Genomic DNA, 22291 nt, shown 5'->3' on the forward strand with positions numbered 1-22291 from the left:
TAATTATGGAGATACTTTCTACGGGCGAAAAAATTAAAAGAGCTAGAATATATAAGGGGTATACTTTAAAAGACTTATGTGAAGATAAGATATCTGTTTCAAAAATGAGTTGTATTGAGAATGGAAAGATAAAAGCTGAGGATTCTGTGCTAGACTTTGTAGCAGACAAGCTTCAGCTTGATGCTGAATATTTAAAGCAAGATGTAAAAGCTCAGATACTGGCTAATATTCAAAATATAGAGAATCAAAGATATTTTGCGACATATGAAAAGGAATTAGAGTATAATCTGAAGTTTGCTGAAGAAAACTCATACTATGATGCAGCCTTTAAAATTGTTCATTTATTATTTAATTTTTATTCAGATGAAAATAAACTTGAAAAGATACAGCTTATGCTTTCTAAATACTATGATTACTGGCAAAAATGTTTTTCAGAAGAAAGAGGAGCTATATACTATATGGATATAGCTAAGTTTTTCTATAGTACTAAGGAATTTATACAAGCAGCTAATTACTATAATAATGTGATAGATCTTGCTACAGAAATCAATAATCTTCAATATGTTGCAAGAGCTACTTATAATCAAGCTGCTTGTTATATGATGCTGCAGGATTATGAAAAAGCGTATAATATAGCTCTTAAGTTTATAGAATTAATAGAATATATAGAGGATGATATAAAAAGGGCAGAAGCTTACCATATGTTGGCTATGCTTTCTCTTAGAAAAGATATAAGAAAAGATTTTGAAGATTATGAGAAGAAATCCTATGAATTGTATAAGGATGATTTAGCTCACAAATCTCAAGCTATGTATAATTATGCTGTGGTTATGTTTAGCATAAATCTTAAAGATAAAGCTATAGACTATATAAACAAAGCTTTAGATTGTTATCCTCAGGATGATATAAAAAAATTTGTTAACTTTATGCTTATGAATACTAGTAAGCTTATAGAAAATGATATTCTAAATAAAGCAAGAAATATATGTGATACAGCATTAAACCATGCTATAAATATTGATAATATAGTATTTATTGAAAGAGCTTACTATTACAAGTCTCTTATCTTAGAAAAGGAAGGAAACCTTACCTCCGCGGAAATGTATATGAATTTATCACTAGATGCACTGTTGAAGTTTGCAACAAATAATAAAATACATGCAAGGTATATGGAGATTGGAGCTATGTATCATAGAATGGGAAATGTAGCTGAATCTATAAAGTATTTTAATTTTGCAATACAGTTGCAAAAGAAAATATAAATAACCATGCCCGAAATTTAATTTATACTCCGTGATACATTACCATGTTTCGTCACGTTAAATATTTTTAATTAGTCTAAAGCTCAAATTTGAGAAAAATCTAAGAACTTTGATAAACTCGTACCTCAAACATATCTAAAGTTCTAAGATTTTTTATCAAATTTTCACTAAGACTAATAAAAAAATATTTAAATGTGACTTCAACATTAGTAATGTATCCCTACCTATAAATTAAATTTAAGTTATGGGTATATACATTAAAAAAACAGAACTAATTAAGTTTAGTCTCTGTTTTTTTGTTTATAATTTTTTGCCAAAAAAATATATAAATTATACTTATTTTTGTATATAATAAAATTCAAAGAAATCTAAATATCTTTGTACTATATTCAATAAATTTGCTGTCAAATTTTTATACACATTGGAGGGATTATAATGAATGTTGAAAAGTTAACCATTAAGGTTCAACAGGCTTTAAATGAAGCACAGGCTGTTGCCGTTAGAAACAATCACCAACAGGTAGATACTATTCATTTATTTTCAGCTTTAATGAGTCAAGAGGATGGGCTTATTCCTAATATATTTGGGAAAATGGGAGTGAATATAAAAAGTCTTAATAGTGAAATAGATAAAGTCTTAAGTAGAATGCCAAAGGTTCTAGGGACTGGTGCACAGGCTGCATCAGTTTATGCTACAAGAAGGCTAGAGGATGTGTTTGTAAAGGCTGAAAATACAGCTAATAAGTTTAAGGATTCTTATATTAGTGTGGAACATGTGATGCTTGGTATTATGGATGTAAACGATACTGAGGTATCCAGTATATTAAAGAAATTTGATATTACAAAGAATACATTCTTAAATGTGTTATCTGACATAAGAGGGAATCAAAGGGTTGATACTCAAGACCCAGAGGGTACTTATGAGGCACTAGTTAAGTATGGCAGAAACCTTGTAGAAGATGCAAAAAAACATAAGCTAGATCCTGTTATAGGTAGAGATGAGGAGATTAGAAGGGTTATAAGAATATTGTCAAGAAAAACTAAAAATAACCCTGTACTTATAGGAGAACCGGGAGTTGGAAAAACTGCTATTGTTGAAGGCATGGCAGAGAGAATTGTTAGAGGTGACGTACCAGAAGGCTTAAAAAATAAGATAATATTTTCTTTGGATATGGGAGCTTTAATTGCCGGAGCAAAGTTTAGGGGAGAATTTGAAGAAAGGCTTAAAGCGGTTTTAAAAGAAGTTGAGAGAAGTGAAGGAAGAATTATTTTATTTATAGATGAAATCCACACTATAGTAGGTGCAGGAAAAACAGAAGGCTCTATGGATGCAGGAAATCTTATAAAGCCTATGTTGGCTAGAGGAGAACTGCATTGCATCGGAGCTACAACCTTCGATGAGTATAGAAAATATATAGAAAAGGATAAAGCCTTAGAGAGAAGATTCCAACCAGTAACAGTTGAGGAACCTACTGTAGAGGATTCCATATCTATTTTAAGAGGGTTAAAGGAAAGATTTGAAATATTTCATGGTATAAGAATTCATGATTCAGCTATAGTTGCTGCAGCTAAGCTGTCTGATAGATATATAACTGAAAGATATCTTCCAGATAAGGCTATAGACTTAATAGATGAAGCATGTGCATTAATAAGATCAGAAATAGACAGTATGCCTACAGAAATGGATACTATAAAGAGAAAAATATTTCAGCTGGAAATTGAAAAGGAAGCTCTATCAAAAGAGACAGATACTGCATCTCAAGAAAGATTTAAATTTATTGAGAGAGAGCTTAGTAACTTAAAGGATAAAGACAACGAGTTAACAGCTAAGTACGAAAAAGAAAAAGCTCAAATAACTGAGGTTAGAAATTTAAAAGAAAAGTTAGATGAAGCCCGTGGAAGCCTAGAAAAAGCTGAAAGAGAATATGATTTAAATAAGGTGGCAGAGCTTAGATATGGAGTTATTCCAAAGCTTCAACAACAAATTAATGAAAAAGAAGCTGTATTTAAAGAAAATAATGAAAATGCTATGCTGAAAGAAGAAGTAACAGAAAATGAAATATCTCAAATAGTAGCAAAGTGGACTGGTGTTCCAGTATCAAGACTAATAGAAAGTGAAAAGCAAAAGCTCCTAAGGCTTGAAGATGAATTAGAAAAAAGAGTAATAGGACAAAAAGAAGCTGTTACTGCGGTGTCAAATGCAGTTATTAGAGCTAGAGCGGGAATGAAAGATCCTAGAAGACCTATTGGTTCTTTTATATTCTTAGGTCCAACAGGAGTAGGTAAAACAGAACTTGCTAAGACTTTAGCTAGAAATTTATTTGATAGTGAAGAAAATATAGTAAGAATAGACATGTCCGAGTATATGGAGAAGTATTCTGTATCAAGACTTATAGGAGCTCCTCCAGGATATGTGGGATACGAAGAAGGAGGACAGCTAACTGAAGCTGTAAGAAGAAAACCTTATAGTGTAATACTGTTTGATGAAATAGAAAAAGCCCATGAAGATGTATTTAACATATTTCTTCAAATATTAGATGATGGAAGACTTACAGATAACCAAGGAAAAACTGTAGATTTTAAAAATTGTATTATAATCATGACTTCAAATATAGGAAGCAGCTATCTTTTGGAGAATACAGATAGTAAAGAAATTGAGCATAATATACGTGACAAAGTAATGAGTGAAATGAAGCGTAGATTTAAACCTGAATTTTTAAACAGACTGGATGATATTATATTATTTAAGCCTTTAGCTACAGAGGAAATAAAGTATATAATTGACATATTCCTTGAAGATATAAGAAAAAGACTTAAAGATAGAAACATATCCTTAAATGTTACAGATAAAGCTAAGGAACTTATGGCACGGGAAGGATATGATCCTGTATACGGAGCAAGACCACTTAAACGATATATAGAAAACTCACTGGAAACGTCTATAGCTAAGAAGATTATAAAAGGAGACATATACGAAGGTTGTACCGTGACAGTAGACTCCAATGGCGAGGAAATTGTGATATAGGTTCCAGACTTGAAACTTAACTTATACTCCAGAATATGTTGCCAAACTTCAGCACGTTAAAAACTTTTAATCAGTCTAAAGTTCGTGTTTTAAGCAGAGAGCCAAAATCTGTGATTTTGTGCGAATCGCTTACTCATCTGACGTTAGGAAGATGAGTTTCCTAATAAAATAAGAACCTTCGATAAACTCGATCCGCTCAAACAATCTAAGGTTCTAAGATTTTCTAAAACACTTCACTAAGACTGATAAAAAAGTTTTTAAATGTGCTTCAGTTTTGTCAACATATTCCTACGTATAAGTTAAGTTTAGAGCTAGAAACCCTATAATAGATGTGGAACTTTTATATTTAATTTATGTAGCATAGGATATTACTAGATTCTGCCACCTTTAAATAGTTTATTAGAAAGTCTTAGTCTTAAATTAGTAGAAAAGCTTAGCACTTTGATACTGTTTGAGCCTAAGCGAGTTTATCAAAGTTCTTAGCTTTTCTGCTAATTTGAGGCTTAGACTTTCTTAAACTATTTATCAGTGGCTTAATCTAGTAATATCCTATGTGGAATAAATTAAATTTAAAAGTTCCGTACCTATAAATTATTTTGCTTTTAATCCATTTGCTAACAAATCACAGTACTGATCAATAATCTCCTTTATAGGCTTTTCATATTTTTTATAAGTAATTGCTCCTTGTTGTAATTCTTCAAGGGGTATATTTAATTTCTTAATAATAAAATTTCTTAAAAGTATCAAATTCCTAAACAACCTAAACTCTATAAGATCAATATTGATGTCATTTCTAATTATTCCTTTTTTTTGAAGATCACTAACAATATCCAGCGCAGGTTTTCTGTTTATAAATTCACATTCATCAAGATTTTTGTTGTTTATAGAAGAAAGAATAAAATTACTATAATTAAAATATATAAAATCGAATTCTACTAAACGATATACGATTTTTTTAGGAATATCAATATCCCAAGAATTACTTTGGTATTCATAAAAATCTTTTATATAGTTTAGTTTTTTTTCTAATACGTAATCAATAAGAAATTCATATAGATCGGTTTTATTACTAAAATATCTATAAAAGCTTCCTTTGGCAATTCCTAGTTTTTCAATAATCCTATTTAAAGAAGCCGAATTATAATCGTTGGTAGAGAACTCTTCAACGCATATTTCTATAATTTCTTCTTGTCTTTCCTTTGGCAAATTAAAGAAAGTTTTATTGGGCAAAAGTAACACCTCCATTTAGTGATGTTTTACACAAGAATTATAACTACAAATGTAAGAATTAATCAAGTGCTAAATTAAGTTTAATGGATAAACTAAGAGGGGAACATTAGAAATCTTCCTTAATATAGGCTAAGTTTCACGAGTTAAGCTCTATATTTTAGGAAAATTATATATTGACAGTAACTTATGAAAATGATACTGTAATTAAAAGAGACTAAGTGGTCGCAACTATGTAGTCGCGGATATTAATTTATAAATTGGGAGGATTAATATGAGAAATAAAATGTTGCTTATTTGTTCATTATTTTTAAGTGTTGCTATGTTAAGTGGATGTAGTGGAAGAGATGATGCCAATAAGTCTAATACTAAAACTTATCCAGTAAAAACTTTAGAAGTTAAAAATGAAAGCTACCCTATTTCTTTGGAATATCAGGGAATAACAGGAGGCAGTGAAGTAAGAAAGCTTTCTTTTAAAAGTTCTGCAAAAATTTCAAAAATATATGTTTCTAAAGGTCAGCATGTAAAAAAAGGAGATAACCTAGTGGAGCTTGATAAAAGTGATTTAAACTTTGCAATGCAGGCTGCTAAGTCTCAAATGGATGCAGCCTCTGCACAATATAATAAAGCAGTAAATGGTGCCCAGGCTGAAGATATAAATAAAGCTGAGATAGCAGTGAAAAATGCACAAAATAACTATAATTACTATAAAGATTTATATGATAAAAATGTTAAATTATATGAAACAGGAGCAGTTGCAAAACAACAGGTTGATAGTGCTAAACTTCAAGTAGATAGTAGTGAGAGTGCTTTAAACAGTGCAAAGCAGAGTCTACAACAGCTTCAAAATGGATCTAGAGAAGAAGATAAACAAGCTCTTCTAGCTCAATTAAATACAGCAAAAGCTGACTATGATTCAAAAGTTAACTTAGTTCAAGATGCTTCGTTGATTGCAGATACTGATGGTTATGTGGTAGACGTACTTTGTAAAGAAGGTGAAATACAGGCTGCTGGCAATCCTGTTATTTTACTAAGAAGTGAAAATCAAGTTATTACTGTAGGATTGTCAGATGATGATGTGAAAAAAGTACAGGTGGGAACAAAGGCAACAGTTAAAGTTGATGATACTGCAGCTGATGGAGAAATTATAAACATAATTCAAATGGCAGATAAGCAATCAGGAACCTACAGTGCGGAAATTAAGCTTTTAACTCCAATAGATAACAGCAAATTTTACATAGGAGAAATTGTAAAAGTTTATATTAATGTAGGAGAAAAAAGTTCTATATGGATTCCTATCAGCAGTATTTTAAATGATGGAGAAGATTATGTTTATGTAGTAGAAAGTGGACATGCTGTTAGAAAAAATATAACTTTAGGAGATTCTCATGAAGATAAGGTTTCGGTAGAAGGTTTAAAAGCTGAAGATAAGCTTGTTATTGAAGGTATGAAGAATATAAAAGCTGGCTACCAAGTTGTTGTAAAGTAAAGGAGAATTTATTATGGGATTAATTAAAGCTGCTATAAAAAATAAAAAAATAGTACTATTTTTAGTAGTAATAGCCATTATAAGTGGTTTCTATTGTTACTATATTATTCCTAAACAAGAAAGTCCAGATGTTTCATCTCCTGCAGCTATGATTACTACGATTTATCCTGGGGCTTCTTCAAGTGATATAGAAAAGCTGATTACAAAAAAAATTGAAGAAAAGGTTGAAGAAATAGACGGTTATGACTATGTAGAATCATACTCAAAAAATAGTGCTTCTATAGTTATTGTTTATTTAAACAATGATGCAGATAAAGATAAAGCTTGGAGGGACTTAAGAGATAAAATAAGGGATTTAAAATCGGATCTTCCAGAGGGTTGTGAAGATAGTGAAATAAATACCAATCTTACAGAAACAGCTGGTATGCTTATAAGTATATCAGGTAAAAATTATTCTTATGAACAACTGGGAACCTATGCAGATGATATAAAGAAAGAGTTAAGTAATGTTAGTGGTATTTCCAGATTTGATATAAAAGGAAAACAGGATAAACAAGTAAAAGTAGAAGTTCAGTGGGATAAAATAAATAAATACAGTATTTCTATAGCAGATGTATGTAGTGTACTTAAGGCTCAAAATATAGATATTCCTTCAGGGTCTTTAAATTTAAGTACTGGGAAAATTAAAGTAAAAACACCAGGTACTTTTACGTCACTACAAGATATACAAAATACTATTGTAGGAGTTTCCACTAGTACTGGAGAAACAGTAAAAATCAAAGATATAGCAAAAGTATATATGGATTATGATGATGATGCCAATTACAAGTTTAGTGATAATGGAACTAATGCAGTTTTAATAGCAGGTTACTTTCAAGATAACAAAAATATAGTTTTAATAGGTAATGATGTAAAAGAAAAACTAGATACTATAAAAAAACAGCTGCCAAAGGATTTAACAATAGATGAAGTTACCTTCCAGCCTAAAGATGTAAGTCAATCGGTTTCATTCTTTATGAAGAATCTTAGAGAAGGTGTAATTCTTGTAGTTATAACTGTTCTTTTGGGCATGGGCTTTAGAAATGCCATGGTAGTATCTGCAGTTATTCCTATATCCATAGCAATGTCTTTTCTTGTGATGTATGTGCTTGGAATTAAAGTAGAACAGATGTCTACTACAGCACTTATTATAGCTCTTGGAATACTAGTAGATGATGCTATTGTAATAGGAGATGTTATACAGGTAGGAATTGATGAGGGGATGAGCGGAGATGATGCCGCCTTTAATGGAATAAAGAAGTTATTTGTACCAGTTTTTACTTCTACCTTAATTATTGTAGGTGCTTTTTCTCCACTTTTAACAATACCTGGAGCTGTTGGAGAATTTTTAAAAACCTTGCCTCAAGTAGTAATGATATGCGTGACATGCTCTTATCTGTCAGCATTAATTGTGACTCCAGCAATGTCTTCCTTAGCTTTTAGAAAGAGTAAGAGTACTAGTAAAGAAAGTAAAATTCGCAAAATGTTTCACAAACTTTTGGATTACGGACTTAAACATAAAAAAACTGTTGTTATGGCAGCTGTAGGCGTTTTTGTAGTATCCATGGTTATGATGAAAAGTCTAGGAATGCAATTTTTCCCTCATGCAGATAAAAATATAATTTATATTGATATTTCTAATGAAAAAGTTGAAGATATAGATAGTACCGCTAAATTGGTAGAGAAGGTAGAAGAAGTATTAAAAGGACAAAAAGAAGTCATTGGTTACACATCAGCCATAGGGAGTGGTATGCCTAAATTTTATATTACTTTACCTCCAGTGGCTGCTTCAAAAGACACCGCTCAAGTTATGGTAAAAGTAGATATAGATAAAACTAAAAAATTTAAAACTAGAGAACAATTAGGTGAGTATCTACAAAGTTTATTAGATAGTAAAATTTCTGGAGGCACAGCTACAGTAAAACTTTTAGAACAAGCGCAACCATTAGGAGCACCTATACGTTTAAGACTTACTGGTGATGATTTAGATAAAATTTATGCTGCTTCAGAAAAAATACAGCAGCAGTTAAAAAACATACCGGGTACCTTAAATGTAAGAGATGATGCTGAAAAAAAGACTTATGAATATGAGGTAAACATAGATGATACAAAAGCATCACAACTTGGATTATTGAAATCTGATGTACTAAAACAGATAAATATTGCATTAAAGGGTTATACTAGCTCTGTATATAGAAAAAATGGTAGTGAATATGATATTGTAGTTAAAACTAATATTTCCTCGGTAAAGGATTTGCAAAATTTACAAATCAAATCAAGTGTTACTAATAACAAGGTGATTTTATCCCAAATAGCATCTGTTAATCTTAATTCAGAATTAGATCAAATAAAACATTATAAAAAAGATAAAACAATAACTGTATTTAGCGACATAAAAACAGGATATAATTCAGTAGATATTGAAAATGCATTAAGTGAAAAAATAAATAAAATGGATTTAAATGGTGTTAATGTCCTTTATGATGGAGAAAAGTACCAAATACAAAAAAACTTTACCAGCCTTGCAGTAGCTGGAGCACTTACCATAATAATAATTTATGTACTTTTATTTATTCAATTTAAATCCTTTGTACAGCCACTTATAATAATGTGCTCACTACCATTATCATTAATGGGAGTGGTAATTGGACTTCTTATATTTAGAATGCCTTTATCATTAACTGCTGTAATGGGAATAATAAGTTTGATTGGAGTGGTCATAAGAAATGCAATCTTGCTTATAGAATATATAATTGATGCTAGAAAAGAAGGACTTTCTATTGATGAGGCTTGCTTATATGCTGTAAGCCAAAGATTTAGACCAATAATATTAAGTTCAACAGCAACTATTACAGGACTTATACCTCTTGCCTTTTCTAAAAGTGCATTATTTGGTCCAATGTCTGTAACCATAATGTTTGGACTTTTAACAGCAACTTTCCTTACATTTATAGTTGTTCCAGTAATATATTCTTTAGTTAATACTAAGTTAGAACAAAGGTTAAAAGTAGAGTTATAAATTATAATTAGATATATATACCTACATTAGATTGTATTTACTATAATTATTTACAGAATAAAGGTTACCATATATGTTAGATGAGTGGTTCATGAGGATATATGAATCTAACATAACAAAAGAAGGTGTTTATATGAAGAAATTTTCATCTGCTTTATGTGTAGCTTTTGTTTCTGTATTATTTTTTTTGTTTCAATTTTTTAGTTATATATATTACCAACAGGATGTTTCCTGCTTTAGTACAACAAGTATTACTAAAGAATCTACGAAGTGTGATTTAAAGTATGAACAGTTACATAGTAAAGAAGTATTTTTAACCTTCGATGATGGACCCTGCGTGAATAACACAAATAAAATATTGAAAATATTAAATGAAAACAATGTAAAGGCAACTTTTTTTGTGGTAGGAATGAAGGGGGAAGAAAATCCTGAAATATTAAAAAACTTAAGTGATTCTGGCATGAGTATAGGAATACATACTTATTGTCATGATTATAAAAAAATGTATAAAAACTTAGATGAGTATCTTAAAGACCTTCAGGACTGTAGTAATGTAATAAAAAAAATTACTAAAATAACGCCTATCCCATATATTAGACTACCAGGAGGATCTACTAATCTAGTAGCTAGTCAATCTAATCTAAATAGTATAAAGGTAACACTAGCTCAAAGCGGAATGAAATATGTAGATTGGAATGTGGATTCGGGAGATGGAAATAGCCATAAAATAACTGCGGAAAAGATAAAGGAAAATATAGCAGAACAATGTAGTAATAAGAAATATGCAGTCATTTTAATGCATGATACATATTACAATAACTGTACCGTAGAGGCACTACCATCAGTTATAAAATATCTAAAGGATGAAGGTTTTGTGTTTAGAACCTTTGATGATTTGACTCTTGAGGAAGAAAAGGAAATGATAAGACAGGGGATATTAAATAGAAGTTAGTATAGATAACCATGCCCGAAATTTAACTTACACTACGGTATATATTACCATGTTTTGTCACGTTAAATATTTTTAATTAGTCTAAAGCTCAAATTTAAGCAGAGAGCCAAAATCTATGATTTTATGCGAATCGCTTACTCCTCTGACGAAAGGAAGAGGAGTTTCATAATAATACAAAAGAACATTGATAAACTCGCTGCGCTCAAACATATCTAAAGTTCTAAGGTTTTTCTCAAATTTTCGCTAAGACTAATAAAAAATATTTAAATGTGACTTCAACATTGGTGATATATACCTACGTATAAGTTAAATTTAAGTTATAGGTATTTATAATTTTTTATAAAGTTCAATTAAACATCATAGGGATTAAAACCTCATAGAATGTTTAGTTGAGCTTTGTTCGTTTACAAATAAGGCAGATGTTGTTAAAAGTCATATTTAATGTTAAAATTATGTGGTATTACAAATTAATACATAAGGATATGCTAAATTACAATGAGCCTAATGGTAAATAGTTTTAAAATTATGTTTTAAAATTTTTATTTTTGGGGGTGGTGCATAGAAAAGTAATACTGCAATATCTTAACGAAATTACAATTATAGGGATCTGCAGTGGAAACTTAACTTATACTTCGGAATATATTAAGTTTCAAGTCTAGAACCCTATATTAAAAGGAGAGTAAGAATTTTATATGAAGTTTAATAAGTCAGTTTTTAAGATTAATAAAAGAGTTATAATTATAGCTGTAGTTATAATTGTTGTTATTGGCATGGTGGTATCTTCTTATACAAAAGCAAAAAATAATAAAGCTAAGTTAGTGACAACATCTAAAGTTTCTACAAAGAAAGTAGTACAAACTGTTTCTGTTACTGGAAACATAGAAGCTAAGTATAGAAACACTATAGCATTGAATCCTTCTCAGAAAGTAGTAAAGGTCTTGGTTAACGAAGGGCAGCAGGTAAAAAAAGGAGATATATTAGTTCAACTGGATATATCTGATTATGAAAGTCAATTAGGGAAGGCAAAAATAACTTTAGATGGTGCTCAGTCTACCTTAAAGCAGTTAATGAGTACAGGAGCTGTTGCTGATAAAAGCAATGCTGAGAATTCAGTGGCTCAGGCACAAGCACTTTTAGAAAACTCACAGAGAAATTATGATGATGCTAATAAGAAATTTCAACAAAGTCAAAGTTTAATGAATGCAGGAGCTATATCACAAAACGATTATGATGCTGCAAAGAAAACTCTAGAAGATGTTGCAAGTACATTAAAGTCATCACAGGCGGCTTTAACTAACTCTAAAAATATATTAAATAATATAAACACATCCAGTGCAGATAAAATAACTAATCAAAGAAACCAAGTATCACTAGTTCAAGCGGACATAGATAATTTAAATAAAAAAATAGAAGATAGTAATATAAGAGCTAACACAGATGGAATTGTTGTAAAAATGGATGCTAAAGAAAATCAAACTCCAGGCACTGGTGATATGATTATAATTGATGATACGTCCTTGTTCAAGATTTCTGCAGATATAAGCCAATATGATGCAGTTAAAATTAGTAAAGGACAAAAAGCTAGCATTAAATTAAAGGGATCAGACAAAAAATATACGGGAACTGTTACTGATATAGGACAACTGGCACAAGTTAAGAGTAATGGTACAGATCAGGAGTATAAGGTTAACATTAAAATAACTATGGACAACTCTGATGAGAGCTTAAAGGCGGGATATGAAGCAGATGCAGATATTACATTAAGTGAAAAAGATAAGGTTCTTGCCATAGGTTTTGACAGTATAAAAGAAGAAAAGGCTAATGCAAAAAAGTACGTTTATACTGTAAGTAAAGATAACAAAGTCTCTAAAAAATATATACAAACAGGGCTTGAAACGGATTATGATGTAGAGGTAACATCTGGGTTAAGTGAAGGTGACAGATATATAGCTAATCCTCCGGAAACTCTCCATGAAGGAGATAAGGTTTCTGATGCAGGAGGGGTGAAAAAGTGATAATTAAGCTTGAAGACCTTGTTAAAGTATATGATACTGGTGCCATTCAGCTGAAAGCGCTTAAAGGAATCAATCTTTCAATTGAAGAGAAGGAATATGTTGCTATAATGGGTGCTTCTGGTTCAGGAAAATCTACTTTAATGAATGTATTAGGCTGTTTAGACAAGCTGACAGAGGGTAAATATTATTTAGATGGAGTAGATGTTTCTTCTCTAGATGACAATAGTTTAGCTGCCATACGAAATAAAAAAATAGGCTTTGTATTTCAGGCATTTAATCTTCTTCCTAAGCTTACGGCTATAGCAAATGTGGAGCTTCCTATGATGTATGCAGGAATATCTAAATCGGAAAGAGAGCTAAGAGCTAAGGTAGCCCTTGATAAAGTAGGTCTTTCAGATAGAATGTATCACAAACCTAATGAACTTTCAGGTGGACAAAAGCAGAGAGTAGCTATTGCTAGGGCATTGGTAAATGAACCGGCCATAATATTAGCTGACGAACCAACGGGTAATTTAGATAGTTCCTCTAGTGAAGAAATTATGGAAATATTTCAAAGCTTAAATGATGATGGAGTAACTATAGTTATGGTTACTCATGAACCTGATATAGCAATGCATACAAAGAGAGCTATAGTATTTAAGGATGGAAATATAATATCAGATGATACTGTAAGAGATAGAATTGTTATTGGAGGGCATAAATTATGAATATAACAGAAAGCTTTCAATCTGCCTTTCAGAGTATAAGAGCAAATAAATTAAGGTCTTTTCTTACTATGCTTGGAATAATAATAGGTATATCCTCTGTAATTACTATAGTTTCTATAGGAGATGGAGCTAAGCAATATATAACGGGGGAATTTGCAAGCATAGGAACTAATTTAATAAATCTACAAATGAATTCAACTAATGATAACATAGAGAAAAGAGACTACTACACCATAGATGATGTTAACCTTATAAAGGATAAAATACCAGAAGCCACAGAGGTAATTCCAATTCTCAGAAGTATGGGATCTTTAAAAACAGAAAATAAATCTAAACGTATGAGTGTAGCTGCCACTAATGCTGATGCTGAAAAAGTGGATACTGTAAAAATTGTAAAAGGAAGATATATAAATGACCATGATGTAGATACGAAAAAGAATGTGGCAGTTATAGATAACAAAACTGCTATTAAGCTCTTTGGTGATGTAGATGCAGTAGGACAAAGAGCAAAGTTAAATATACAAGATAAGAATATTTATGTAAGCATTATAGGTGTATTTGAAGATAATAGTGGTAATTTAGGCATAGGAGCGTTAGATAATATGCCTGGTTCTATGATAATTCCTATAACTATAGCAGATAGAGTATTTCAAAATACAAATTTAAGTGGCTTAACTGTAATGCTTTCAGATATGAGTCATGCTGATCAAATAAGCAACAAAATTATAAGATTAATTGAGAATAAGCACCAAAATCAGAATAGTAATAAATATATGGCACAACAAGGATTTAAGGAGCTGGATATCATAAATAAAATACTTACTACCTTAACTATGATACTAGGAGCTATTGCTGCTATATCCTTAGCTGTTGGAGGAATAGGTGTTATGAATATAATGCTTGTATCTGTAACAGAAAGAACCAGAGAAATAGGAATCAGAAAAGCTATAGGTGCCAAAACCAGCGATATAAGACTGCAGTTTTTAATGGAATCTGTAATTCTTTGTTTAATAGGGGGAACTATAGGAACTATAATTGGTATATCTTCAGGTAAATTAATTAGTTCTATAGTTCATGTACATGTACCTGTATCTATAAAAGTAATACTTTTAGCTTTTGGATTTTCATCAGCAGTGGGAATTTTCTTCGGATTATATCCTGCAAGCAAAGCAGCAAAGCTGGATCCAATTGAAGCTTTAAGATATGAATAAGATATAGATAACCATGCCCGAAATTTAACTTATACGACCGGATATATTGCCATGTTTCGTCACGTTAAATATTTTTGATTAGTCTAAAGCTCCAATTTAAGCAGAGAGCCAAAATCTGTGATTTTGTGCGAATCGCTTACTCATCTGACGAAAGGAAGATGAGTTTCATAATAATATCTAAGAACTTTGATAAACTCGCTATGCTCAAACACATCTAAAGTTCTAAGATTTTTCTCGAATTCTCGCTAAGACTAATACAAAAATATTTAAATGTGACTTCAACATTGGCAATATATCCCTACGTATAAGTTAAATTTTAAGTCTTGATCATCATAAAAGGGAGGAATAATTTTATGAATATTGAAGAAAACCAAGCAAATTTAACTATTGAGAAAAAGCTTATTTACTTTTTCAAGAAACCGTCAGTACTATTCAGTGAGTTTATAGAAAAGCCTAAATACTTGTGGAATATGCTTATAATCATTATAGTTTCTATAGCTTACACAATTATGAAGACAACAGTTTCTATGGATCTTATACAGAAGTCAGTTACAGATATGTTTAAAAAGTCTTCTCCAAATGCGTCTCCAGAAATTATACAGAAAGCTATAGATCTTCAAACATCCATACCTGTACAAATTGGATCTGTAGTAATAACTACTATTTTTATTATTTATATAACAGCTTTAATTTATATGGCATTGACTAGGCTTTTTGGTTGCAAGATAAGATATAAGCAGCTTGTGTCCATATATTGCTTGAGTTATTTACCTATAACTATTGGCCAAGTTTTAAAGTGGATATATATGAATATTACTAATAAGCCCTTAGGGGTGAACTCTCTGATTAACCCTAGTGTATTAAATGCATTTCTAGATGTATTTGATATATTTAATATATGGCAAATAGTGTTGTTAACTATAGGGATATCAGTAGTTGGAAAAATCACAAAGAAAAGAAGCTTTGCTATTGTTATAATTTTATTTTTACTTAGCACTATTATATCTTTAGCTCTTTTTGCTAAAAATCTAAAATAGTTTTGTATTACAGATAAACATGCCCGAAATTTAACTTATACTCCAGAATATGCTGCCAAACTTCGGCACGTTAAAAAGTTTTTAAATGTGCCTTCAGTTTTGGCAGCATATTCCTACGTATAAGTTAAATTTGAGTTGTAGTTATCTATATAAGGTTCTATAATAAAAATTGTAATACAATCTTATCAGGGAAGAGTATCATATTTTTGTCATTTAAATGGTAAATATGATACTCTTTATATTTTTGTTTTGCAATAAATGAAAATATAAAGAGTATGAAATGTATTGATTAGAAATAAAGTTCTGGTTAGACTATTGTAATTGTTTTCGTGGGGTCGTTGTAATATAATATTTATATAAGAAAAACAGTAATTGATACATTTGTAAATAAAATATTATACAAATATACTAATTGGTTTTATATATGTCAACGAATATTTTTTATCTGGAGTAAACGTTTAATGTAAAGTTTATGTATTAAATATTGATACATTTATTGAAATGAATATTGCTATATATAATATTAAAGATATTGTTCCATACATTCTACTAAAACTTAGGTTGAACTAAAAACTCCATCTAAATTAAATTTGACTTTATCCAATGACAAGGAGGTATTATATATAGAATAAATGAGTATGTTTTGATATAGCTAGTTAACATGGGGGGATATTAATGAAGAGAATAGATAAAATTTATTGTTATCTTGAAGATAACACAAAAAAGCTTTCAAAAGAAGAGTTGCTGAAGGACATAGGTTTTACGTCTGTTAAAATAGCAGATGATCTAGGTATGTTAAGAAATAATGTGAGTAAAGAGCTTAATGAGCTTTTAAGATTAGGTAAAATAATAAAAATAACAGCAAGACCTGTTAGGTTTTTGCATAGGACAGCTGTAGAAGAGATATTAGACTTTGCGTTGGAGGGTGAAATTGTAGAAGTAAGAAGTATTAATGATATTATTCTAGATAAGGAGGAGAAAGAACCTTTTAAGTTGTTAATAGGGGCGGAAAAGAGCTTAAAGAATCAAATAGAACAAGCAAAAGCTGCAATATTATATCCTCCAGGGGGGCTAAATACACTAATTGTTGGTCAAACAGGGGTAGGAAAAACCTTATTTGCCAAGATGATGTATAACTACGGTAAATTTGTAAATAGGTTTTCGGATAAATCAGCATTTATTGTTTTTAATTGTGCAGACTATTACAATAACTCTCAGTTATTACTAGCTCATATCTTTGGTCATATAAAGGGTGCTTTTACTGGGGCAGACTCTGAAAAGTCAGGATTGGTGGAAAAGGCTAATGGAGGTATCCTGTTTCTAGATGAGATACATAGATTACCTCCAGAAGGACAGGAAATGATATTTTATTTCATGGACACAGGAGAATATAATAAGCTGGGAGAAACGGAAAGAACAAGAAAAGCCAATGTACTTATAATAGGAGCAACTACAGAAGATAGTGATTCCTACATGTTAAAGACCTTTATGAGAAGAATACCAATAACAATAAATATACCATCACTACAAGAAAGGACGAACGAAGAAAAGGTAGAGATAATAAGACATTTATTTTTAAATGAAGCACATAGAGTAAACAAGCCTATAAAAGCCTCTGCAGAAGTTGTTAAAGCTTTAATAGGTAGTGCTACCTATGGAAATATTGGCCAGTTAAAATCTAATATTCAACTTACCTGCGCTAAAGGTTTCTTAGATAGTATAAACAATAATAAGGATTATATAGAGTTGGATTTTAAAACTTTATCTCCTAATATAAAAGATGGTTTTTTTGAAATTGGAAGAGATAGAAGGGAGTTTCAACAGTTAGATATTATTTTAAATACACCTTTACTAATAACTCCTGATGGTTACAAAGTTATTATGGAAGGGGGAGATTCTTATGAGCCTCCTTTTAATCTATATAAAATTATAGAGGATAAGTTGAGTTTATTAAAGGAAGAAGGTATGGATAATGATTATATCAATAAGTTTATTACTACGGATGTAAATATTCATATAAAAAGCTTCTATAATAAATTTAGTAAAAATAAGGAGAATAAGGATAGAATTCTAAAAATTGTAGATAAAGAGACTTTAGAATTTGCAGAACGAGTAAAAGTCTTGGCAGAGACAGAGTTAAATAGAAAGTACAGTGATAGATTCGTATATGCCTTAAGTCTTCATCTCAGTGCTTTTTTTAAAAGGATAAAAGAGAAAAAATATGATGATAGAAAGGCATATGATACGGTAAATAGCAATGATGAAGAATACAGCGTTGCATTAAAAATTAGGGGGCTAATAAGTAAAGAATTCAATATAGCTGTGCCTGAAGTAGAGGTAAGCTATATTGCTATACTTTTAAAATCCGTAGAGGAGGATAAGAACGGAGATGTTGGAATTATAGTGGCAGCTCATGGAAATTCTACGGCAAGCAGTATGGTTAACGTTGTAAAAAGCCTATTAGGAAATAGTAACATATGTGCTGTTGATATGCCTCTTCATGTAAGTCCTAAAGAAATATTAGAAGTTGTTATAGATAAAGTAAAGGAGATGGATAGTGGCAAGGGTGTCCTATTACTTGTAGACATGGGTTCCTTAGTGAAATTTGAACCTACTATAATTGAGAGAACCGGTATTCAAGTTAAAAGTATTGATATGGTATCAACTCCTCTAATACTAGAAGCTGCAAGGAAATCTAGTATTTTAGATATGAACCTTGAAGATATATATAATTCACTAAAGGATTTTAAAGGATATAATAACTATTTAAATGAAAAAAGGTATATAGGTGACAAAGTTATTGTCACAATATGTGCTTCAGGAAAAGGTACTGCAGAAAAGTTAAAAGAAATAGTAGAAAAAATAGTATTTGATTTAACTGGAGAAAATATAAAAATTGTACCTGTAGGAATAAGGGAAATGGATAAAAAGATAAAAGAACTTCAGAAAAGGCATAATGTTTTAGTAGCTATAGGAATAAAGAAGCCTGCTGAGAATATACCTTTTATTTCACTTGAAAAGCTTATGGATGTTAACGGGGAAAAGATGTTAAGAGAACTGTTAGTTAACAATAATTTAACTATAATAAATGATGATAAAGGTATTGTTATAAAAGACTTATGTGAAGATAGTCTAAAAGAGTTTCTTACCTACTTAAATCCTCACAAGATAATAGAATTACTGATACAGTTTGTGGAGAAATTAGAAAAAGAGTTAAAGAAGGAGTTAAAGAATAGAACTAGAATAAGTCTTATTAATCACGTAGCTTATGCACTGGAAAGAATGATAACTAATCAGGGATTAAGTTATGCAGAAGATAGAAAAGCTATTGATAAAAATATTATTAATGCAGTAAATAAAGCATGTGAGATTTTCAAAAAATCCTTAAACTTAAATTTAACTGAGGATGAAAAATATTATATTTGTATGATGTTAGAGTAAAAAGTATCAAAAAGTATTAAATTCATAGGGGAGTTGTATCAAGAATATAAACTTTTGTATCAAACTAGTGAACTATAGCTGAAAAACTCTCTTGGATACCCTATAGATACCATGCCCGAAATTTAACTTATACTCCGATAAGTTGAATTTCGGGTATGGGTATTTATATAATAACTAAAAATAAGTGTTAAATGTTTTCATACAAAACTTTGGCACGGGACTTGCTATTAATATTAATGTGAAAACAAATAAGGAGGTGATATTCATGATAGCAGTAATAGTTGGAACTCATGGAGAGTTCTCTAGAGAAATAGTAAACTCATCAGAAATGATATTTGGAAAACAGGATAACTTAAAATATGTGACTTTCAATCCAGGTGAGAGTGCAGATGATCTTGTTGATAAATATAGGTATATGATGGAAGATCTAGATTATGCTGATGGATTAATTTTTATGGTGGATATATTTGGAGGAAGTCCTTATAACGCGGCTAGTAGAATAGCAGTAGATAATGAAAATATGGACATAGTTACAGGTGTAAATTTACCTATGTTACTGGAGGTTTTTGCATCTAGAGACTCATTAAGTCTAGTTGAATTAGTAAACCTGGCAGAAACTGCAGGAAGCAGTGGAATAAAATCATTTAAATCAAACTTTAATGATATTGAGGAGGAATTATAAAATGCAAATTAATTTTGTTAGAATCGATGATAGATTAATACATGGACAAGTGGCAACTGTTTGGGTAAAGGAGTCAAAATGTAACAAGATAATAGCTTGTAGTGATGAAGTTGCACAAGATAAACTAAGAAAGACTTTACTACTTCAAGTTGCTCCAGCAGATATAAAGGCTTATGTTTTACCTATTGATAAGGCTATAGAGGCATATAAAAACCCAAAATATAATGACTTCAAGACAATGTTTTTATTTACCAATCCTACTGATGTTTTAAGAATGGTTGAAGGAGGTGTTGATATCAAGTCTGTAAACGTTGGAGGAATGTGTTATAAAGAAGGAAAAACTCAAATTACTGGTGCAGTATCTGTAGATAGTAAGGATATAGAAGCTTTCAAAAAACTACATGAAAAAGGCATAGAACTAGAAATAAGACAGATTGCAAGCAATCCTAAGATAGACTTAATGGATAAATTGAGTGCTTTAAAAGAATAAATATTTATAGGGGGGAATAGTCAATGAATGGTATTCAAATGGTACTAGTTGTAATTGTTGCCGCTATCTGCGGTATGGGAAGCGTGCTTGACGAAGGTCAAACACATAGACCCTTGATTGCATGTACATTAATAGGCCTAGTTTTAGGTGATCTTCAAACAGGAATTATTTTAGGTGGTACTCTTGAAATGATGGCTTTAGGCTGGATGAACGTAGGAGCAGCTATGGCACCAGATGGAGCTTTGGCCAGTGTAATAGCTACAGTACTAGTAATAGTAGGTAAACAATCTATAGGAGCTGGTATAGCAGTAGCAATACCAATTGCAGCAGCAGGACAAGTACTTACTATATTTGTTAGAACAATAACTGTATTTTTTCAACATCTTGCAGACAAATATGCAGAAGAAGCTAATTTTAGAGGTATAGAAATGTGCCACTTTGTAGCTTTACTATTACAAGGAATTCGTGTAGCTATCCCAGCAGCGTTAGTAGCAGCAGTAGCTGGAACAAGTGTTGTTAACGGAATGCTAGCAGCAATACCTCCTGTAATAACAAGAGGATTACAAATTTCTGGTGGATTCATAGTGGTTGTTGGTTATGCTATGGTAATTAATATGATGGAAGCAAAATATCTAATGCCATTTTTCTTCCTTGGTTTTGTAATAGCAGCATTCTTAAATATTAACCTTGTTGGATTCGGTATAATGGGAACAGTATTTGCTATACTTTATATCCAATTAAATCCAAGGTTTAACCAGACACAAGCTGTAGTCGATGAACTGGATGAATTATAGAAGGGGGTATAAAAATGAGTGAAAAGAAGTTAACTAAAAGTGATATGACAAGTATGTTTGTTCGTTCTTGGTTCTTACTAGGTTCCTTTAACTTTGAAAGAATGCAATCTGTAGGTTTCTGTGTTACATTGATTCCTGCTATAAAGAGATTATATAGCAAAAAAGAAGATCAAAAAGCTGCTTTAAAAAGACATCTAGAATTTTTTAATACACAACCATTCATATCTGCACCTATTATGGGCGTAACAGCAGCTATGGAAGAACAAAAAGCAAATGGTATGCCTATAGATGATGCTTCAATTAGTGGTGTAAAGGTAGGTCTTATGGGTCCACTGGCTGGTGTGGGAGACCCTGTATTCTGGGGAACAATTAGACCGGTTGCTGCAGCATTAGGTGCATCAATAGCAATGGGTGGAAGTATAATAGGTCCATTATTATTTGCAGTAATCTTTAATGTTTTGAGATTAGCAACAAAATGGTATGGCTTAAAGTATGGATATAGCAAAGGAACTGAAATTGTTTCAGATATGGCAGGAAATAGATTACAAAAGTTAACTGAAGGTGCATCGATTTTAGGATTATTTGTAATGGGTGCTTTAGTTTCAAAATGGACTAGCATAAATGTTCCATATGTACTTTCACAATATAAAGGACAAGATGGAAAAATGGTCATTACAACAGTACAAGGTATATTAGATCAATTATTACCAGGATTATTGCCATTATTGTTAACGTTTTTATGTATGAGATTATTAAAGAAGAAAGTAAACCCAATAGTAATTATATTTGCATTATTTGCTGTAGGTATTTTAGGGTACTGGGCAGGAATATTAAAATAGTTTAATCATTATTTTTAAATATATTACAGTATTATTAAAACATGTATAGATTTCTTGAAACCT

The 22291-nt window shown here is 30.9% G+C and carries 15 protein-coding genes; 14 read left to right on the forward strand and 1 reads right to left on the reverse strand.

What is annotated here, in order from left to right; genetic code table 11:
* Positions 1-5 precede the first annotated feature (5 nt).
* Entirely contained in the window at positions 6-1262 is a 1257-nt protein-coding gene (locus HGI79_RS07770) for a helix-turn-helix domain-containing protein (protein ID WP_185650103.1), read from the forward strand.
* A 435-nt stretch (positions 1263-1697) separates the two neighbouring features.
* The gene (clpB, locus tag HGI79_RS07775; RefSeq protein WP_185650104.1) at positions 1698-4286 is read left to right on the forward strand and encodes an ATP-dependent chaperone ClpB; all 2589 of its coding nucleotides are present in this window, start codon (positions 1698-1700) and stop codon (positions 4284-4286) included.
* A gap of 591 nt (positions 4287-4877) precedes the next feature.
* Here clpB and HGI79_RS07780 read toward each other — a convergent pair.
* Positions 4878-5525 carry a TetR/AcrR family transcriptional regulator gene (locus HGI79_RS07780; protein WP_313885189.1) on the reverse strand — a complete coding sequence of 216 codons (648 nt, stop codon included), beginning with the start codon at positions 5523-5525 and terminating at the stop codon, positions 4878-4880.
* A 262-nt stretch (positions 5526-5787) separates the two neighbouring features.
* Between HGI79_RS07780 and HGI79_RS07785 the strand changes: the two genes are divergently transcribed.
* The 12 genes from HGI79_RS07785 (at position 5788) to manZ (ending at position 22228) form a co-directional block, all read left to right on the forward strand.
* Positions 5788-7002, forward strand: coding sequence for an efflux RND transporter periplasmic adaptor subunit (locus HGI79_RS07785; RefSeq protein WP_185650106.1), 1215 nt, complete (start codon positions 5788-5790; stop codon positions 7000-7002).
* A 13-nt stretch (positions 7003-7015) separates the two neighbouring features.
* Complete coding sequence (locus tag HGI79_RS07790; protein ID WP_185650107.1) at positions 7016-10060, forward strand: efflux RND transporter permease subunit; 3045 nt, start codon at positions 7016-7018, stop codon at positions 10058-10060.
* Between the two features lie 133 nt (positions 10061-10193).
* Positions 10194-11012: a polysaccharide deacetylase family protein gene (locus HGI79_RS07795; protein WP_185650108.1), complete on the forward strand. Its 819-nt coding sequence runs from the start codon at positions 10194-10196 to the stop codon at positions 11010-11012.
* Between the two features lie 692 nt (positions 11013-11704).
* Complete coding sequence (locus HGI79_RS07800) at positions 11705-13027, forward strand: efflux RND transporter periplasmic adaptor subunit (protein ID WP_185650109.1); 1323 nt, start codon at positions 11705-11707, stop codon at positions 13025-13027.
* Positions 13024-13734 carry an ABC transporter ATP-binding protein gene (locus HGI79_RS07805; RefSeq protein ID WP_185650110.1) on the forward strand — a complete coding sequence of 237 codons (711 nt, stop codon included), beginning with the start codon at positions 13024-13026 and terminating at the stop codon, positions 13732-13734. Before HGI79_RS07800 ends, HGI79_RS07805 begins: the two co-directional genes overlap by 4 nt.
* On the forward strand, positions 13731-14945 hold the full coding sequence (locus tag HGI79_RS07810; RefSeq protein WP_185650111.1) for an ABC transporter permease: 1215 nt from the start codon (positions 13731-13733) through the stop codon (positions 14943-14945). Before HGI79_RS07805 ends, HGI79_RS07810 begins: the two co-directional genes overlap by 4 nt.
* Before the next feature lie 353 nt (positions 14946-15298).
* Complete coding sequence (locus HGI79_RS07815; RefSeq protein ID WP_185650112.1) at positions 15299-15982, forward strand: Yip1 family protein; 684 nt, start codon at positions 15299-15301, stop codon at positions 15980-15982.
* 675 nt (positions 15983-16657) lie between these two features.
* A complete protein-coding gene (locus HGI79_RS07820; protein WP_185650113.1) occupies positions 16658-19423 on the forward strand; it encodes a sigma 54-interacting transcriptional regulator in 2766 nt (921 codons plus the stop codon).
* 265 nt (positions 19424-19688) lie between these two features.
* The gene (locus HGI79_RS07825; RefSeq protein WP_185650114.1) at positions 19689-20105 is read left to right on the forward strand and encodes a PTS sugar transporter subunit IIA; all 417 of its coding nucleotides are present in this window, start codon (positions 19689-19691) and stop codon (positions 20103-20105) included.
* 1 nt (position 20106) lies between these two features.
* Positions 20107-20595, forward strand: coding sequence for a mannose/fructose/sorbose PTS transporter subunit IIB (locus HGI79_RS07830; RefSeq protein ID WP_185650115.1), 489 nt, complete (start codon positions 20107-20109; stop codon positions 20593-20595).
* Positions 20596-20618: 23 nt separating this feature from the next.
* Entirely contained in the window at positions 20619-21389 is a 771-nt protein-coding gene (locus HGI79_RS07835) for a PTS mannose/fructose/sorbose transporter subunit IIC (RefSeq protein ID WP_185650116.1), read from the forward strand.
* 14 nt (positions 21390-21403) lie between these two features.
* The gene (gene manZ, locus HGI79_RS07840; protein WP_185650117.1) at positions 21404-22228 is read left to right on the forward strand and encodes a PTS mannose transporter subunit IID; all 825 of its coding nucleotides are present in this window, start codon (positions 21404-21406) and stop codon (positions 22226-22228) included.
* Positions 22229-22291 lie beyond the last annotated feature (63 nt).

It is taken from the genome of Clostridium sp. DJ247 (assembly GCF_014231265.1).

What these genes read in the sequence shown, in the direction of transcription:
- HGI79_RS07790 (WP_185650107.1), top strand. Translation starts at nt 7,016, where the DNA reads ATGGGATTAATTAAAGCTGCTATAAAAAATAAAAAAATAGTACTATTT.
- HGI79_RS07770 (WP_185650103.1), top strand. Translation starts at nt 6, where the DNA reads ATGGAGATACTTTCTACGGGCGAAAAAATTAAAAGAGCTAGAATATAT.
- HGI79_RS07830 (WP_185650115.1), top strand. Translation starts at nt 20,107, where the DNA reads ATGCAAATTAATTTTGTTAGAATCGATGATAGATTAATACATGGACAA.
- HGI79_RS07815 (WP_185650112.1), top strand. Translation starts at nt 15,299, where the DNA reads ATGAATATTGAAGAAAACCAAGCAAATTTAACTATTGAGAAAAAGCTT.
- clpB (WP_185650104.1), top strand. Translation starts at nt 1,698, where the DNA reads ATGAATGTTGAAAAGTTAACCATTAAGGTTCAACAGGCTTTAAATGAA.
- HGI79_RS07785 (WP_185650106.1), top strand. Translation starts at nt 5,788, where the DNA reads ATGAGAAATAAAATGTTGCTTATTTGTTCATTATTTTTAAGTGTTGCT.
- HGI79_RS07820 (WP_185650113.1), top strand. Translation starts at nt 16,658, where the DNA reads ATGAAGAGAATAGATAAAATTTATTGTTATCTTGAAGATAACACAAAA.
- manZ (WP_185650117.1), top strand. Translation starts at nt 21,404, where the DNA reads ATGAGTGAAAAGAAGTTAACTAAAAGTGATATGACAAGTATGTTTGTT.
- HGI79_RS07835 (WP_185650116.1), top strand. Translation starts at nt 20,619, where the DNA reads ATGAATGGTATTCAAATGGTACTAGTTGTAATTGTTGCCGCTATCTGC.
- HGI79_RS07795 (WP_185650108.1), top strand. Translation starts at nt 10,194, where the DNA reads ATGAAGAAATTTTCATCTGCTTTATGTGTAGCTTTTGTTTCTGTATTA.
- HGI79_RS07810 (WP_185650111.1), top strand. Translation starts at nt 13,731, where the DNA reads ATGAATATAACAGAAAGCTTTCAATCTGCCTTTCAGAGTATAAGAGCA.
- HGI79_RS07825 (WP_185650114.1), top strand. Translation starts at nt 19,689, where the DNA reads ATGATAGCAGTAATAGTTGGAACTCATGGAGAGTTCTCTAGAGAAATA.
- HGI79_RS07800 (WP_185650109.1), top strand. Translation starts at nt 11,705, where the DNA reads ATGAAGTTTAATAAGTCAGTTTTTAAGATTAATAAAAGAGTTATAATT.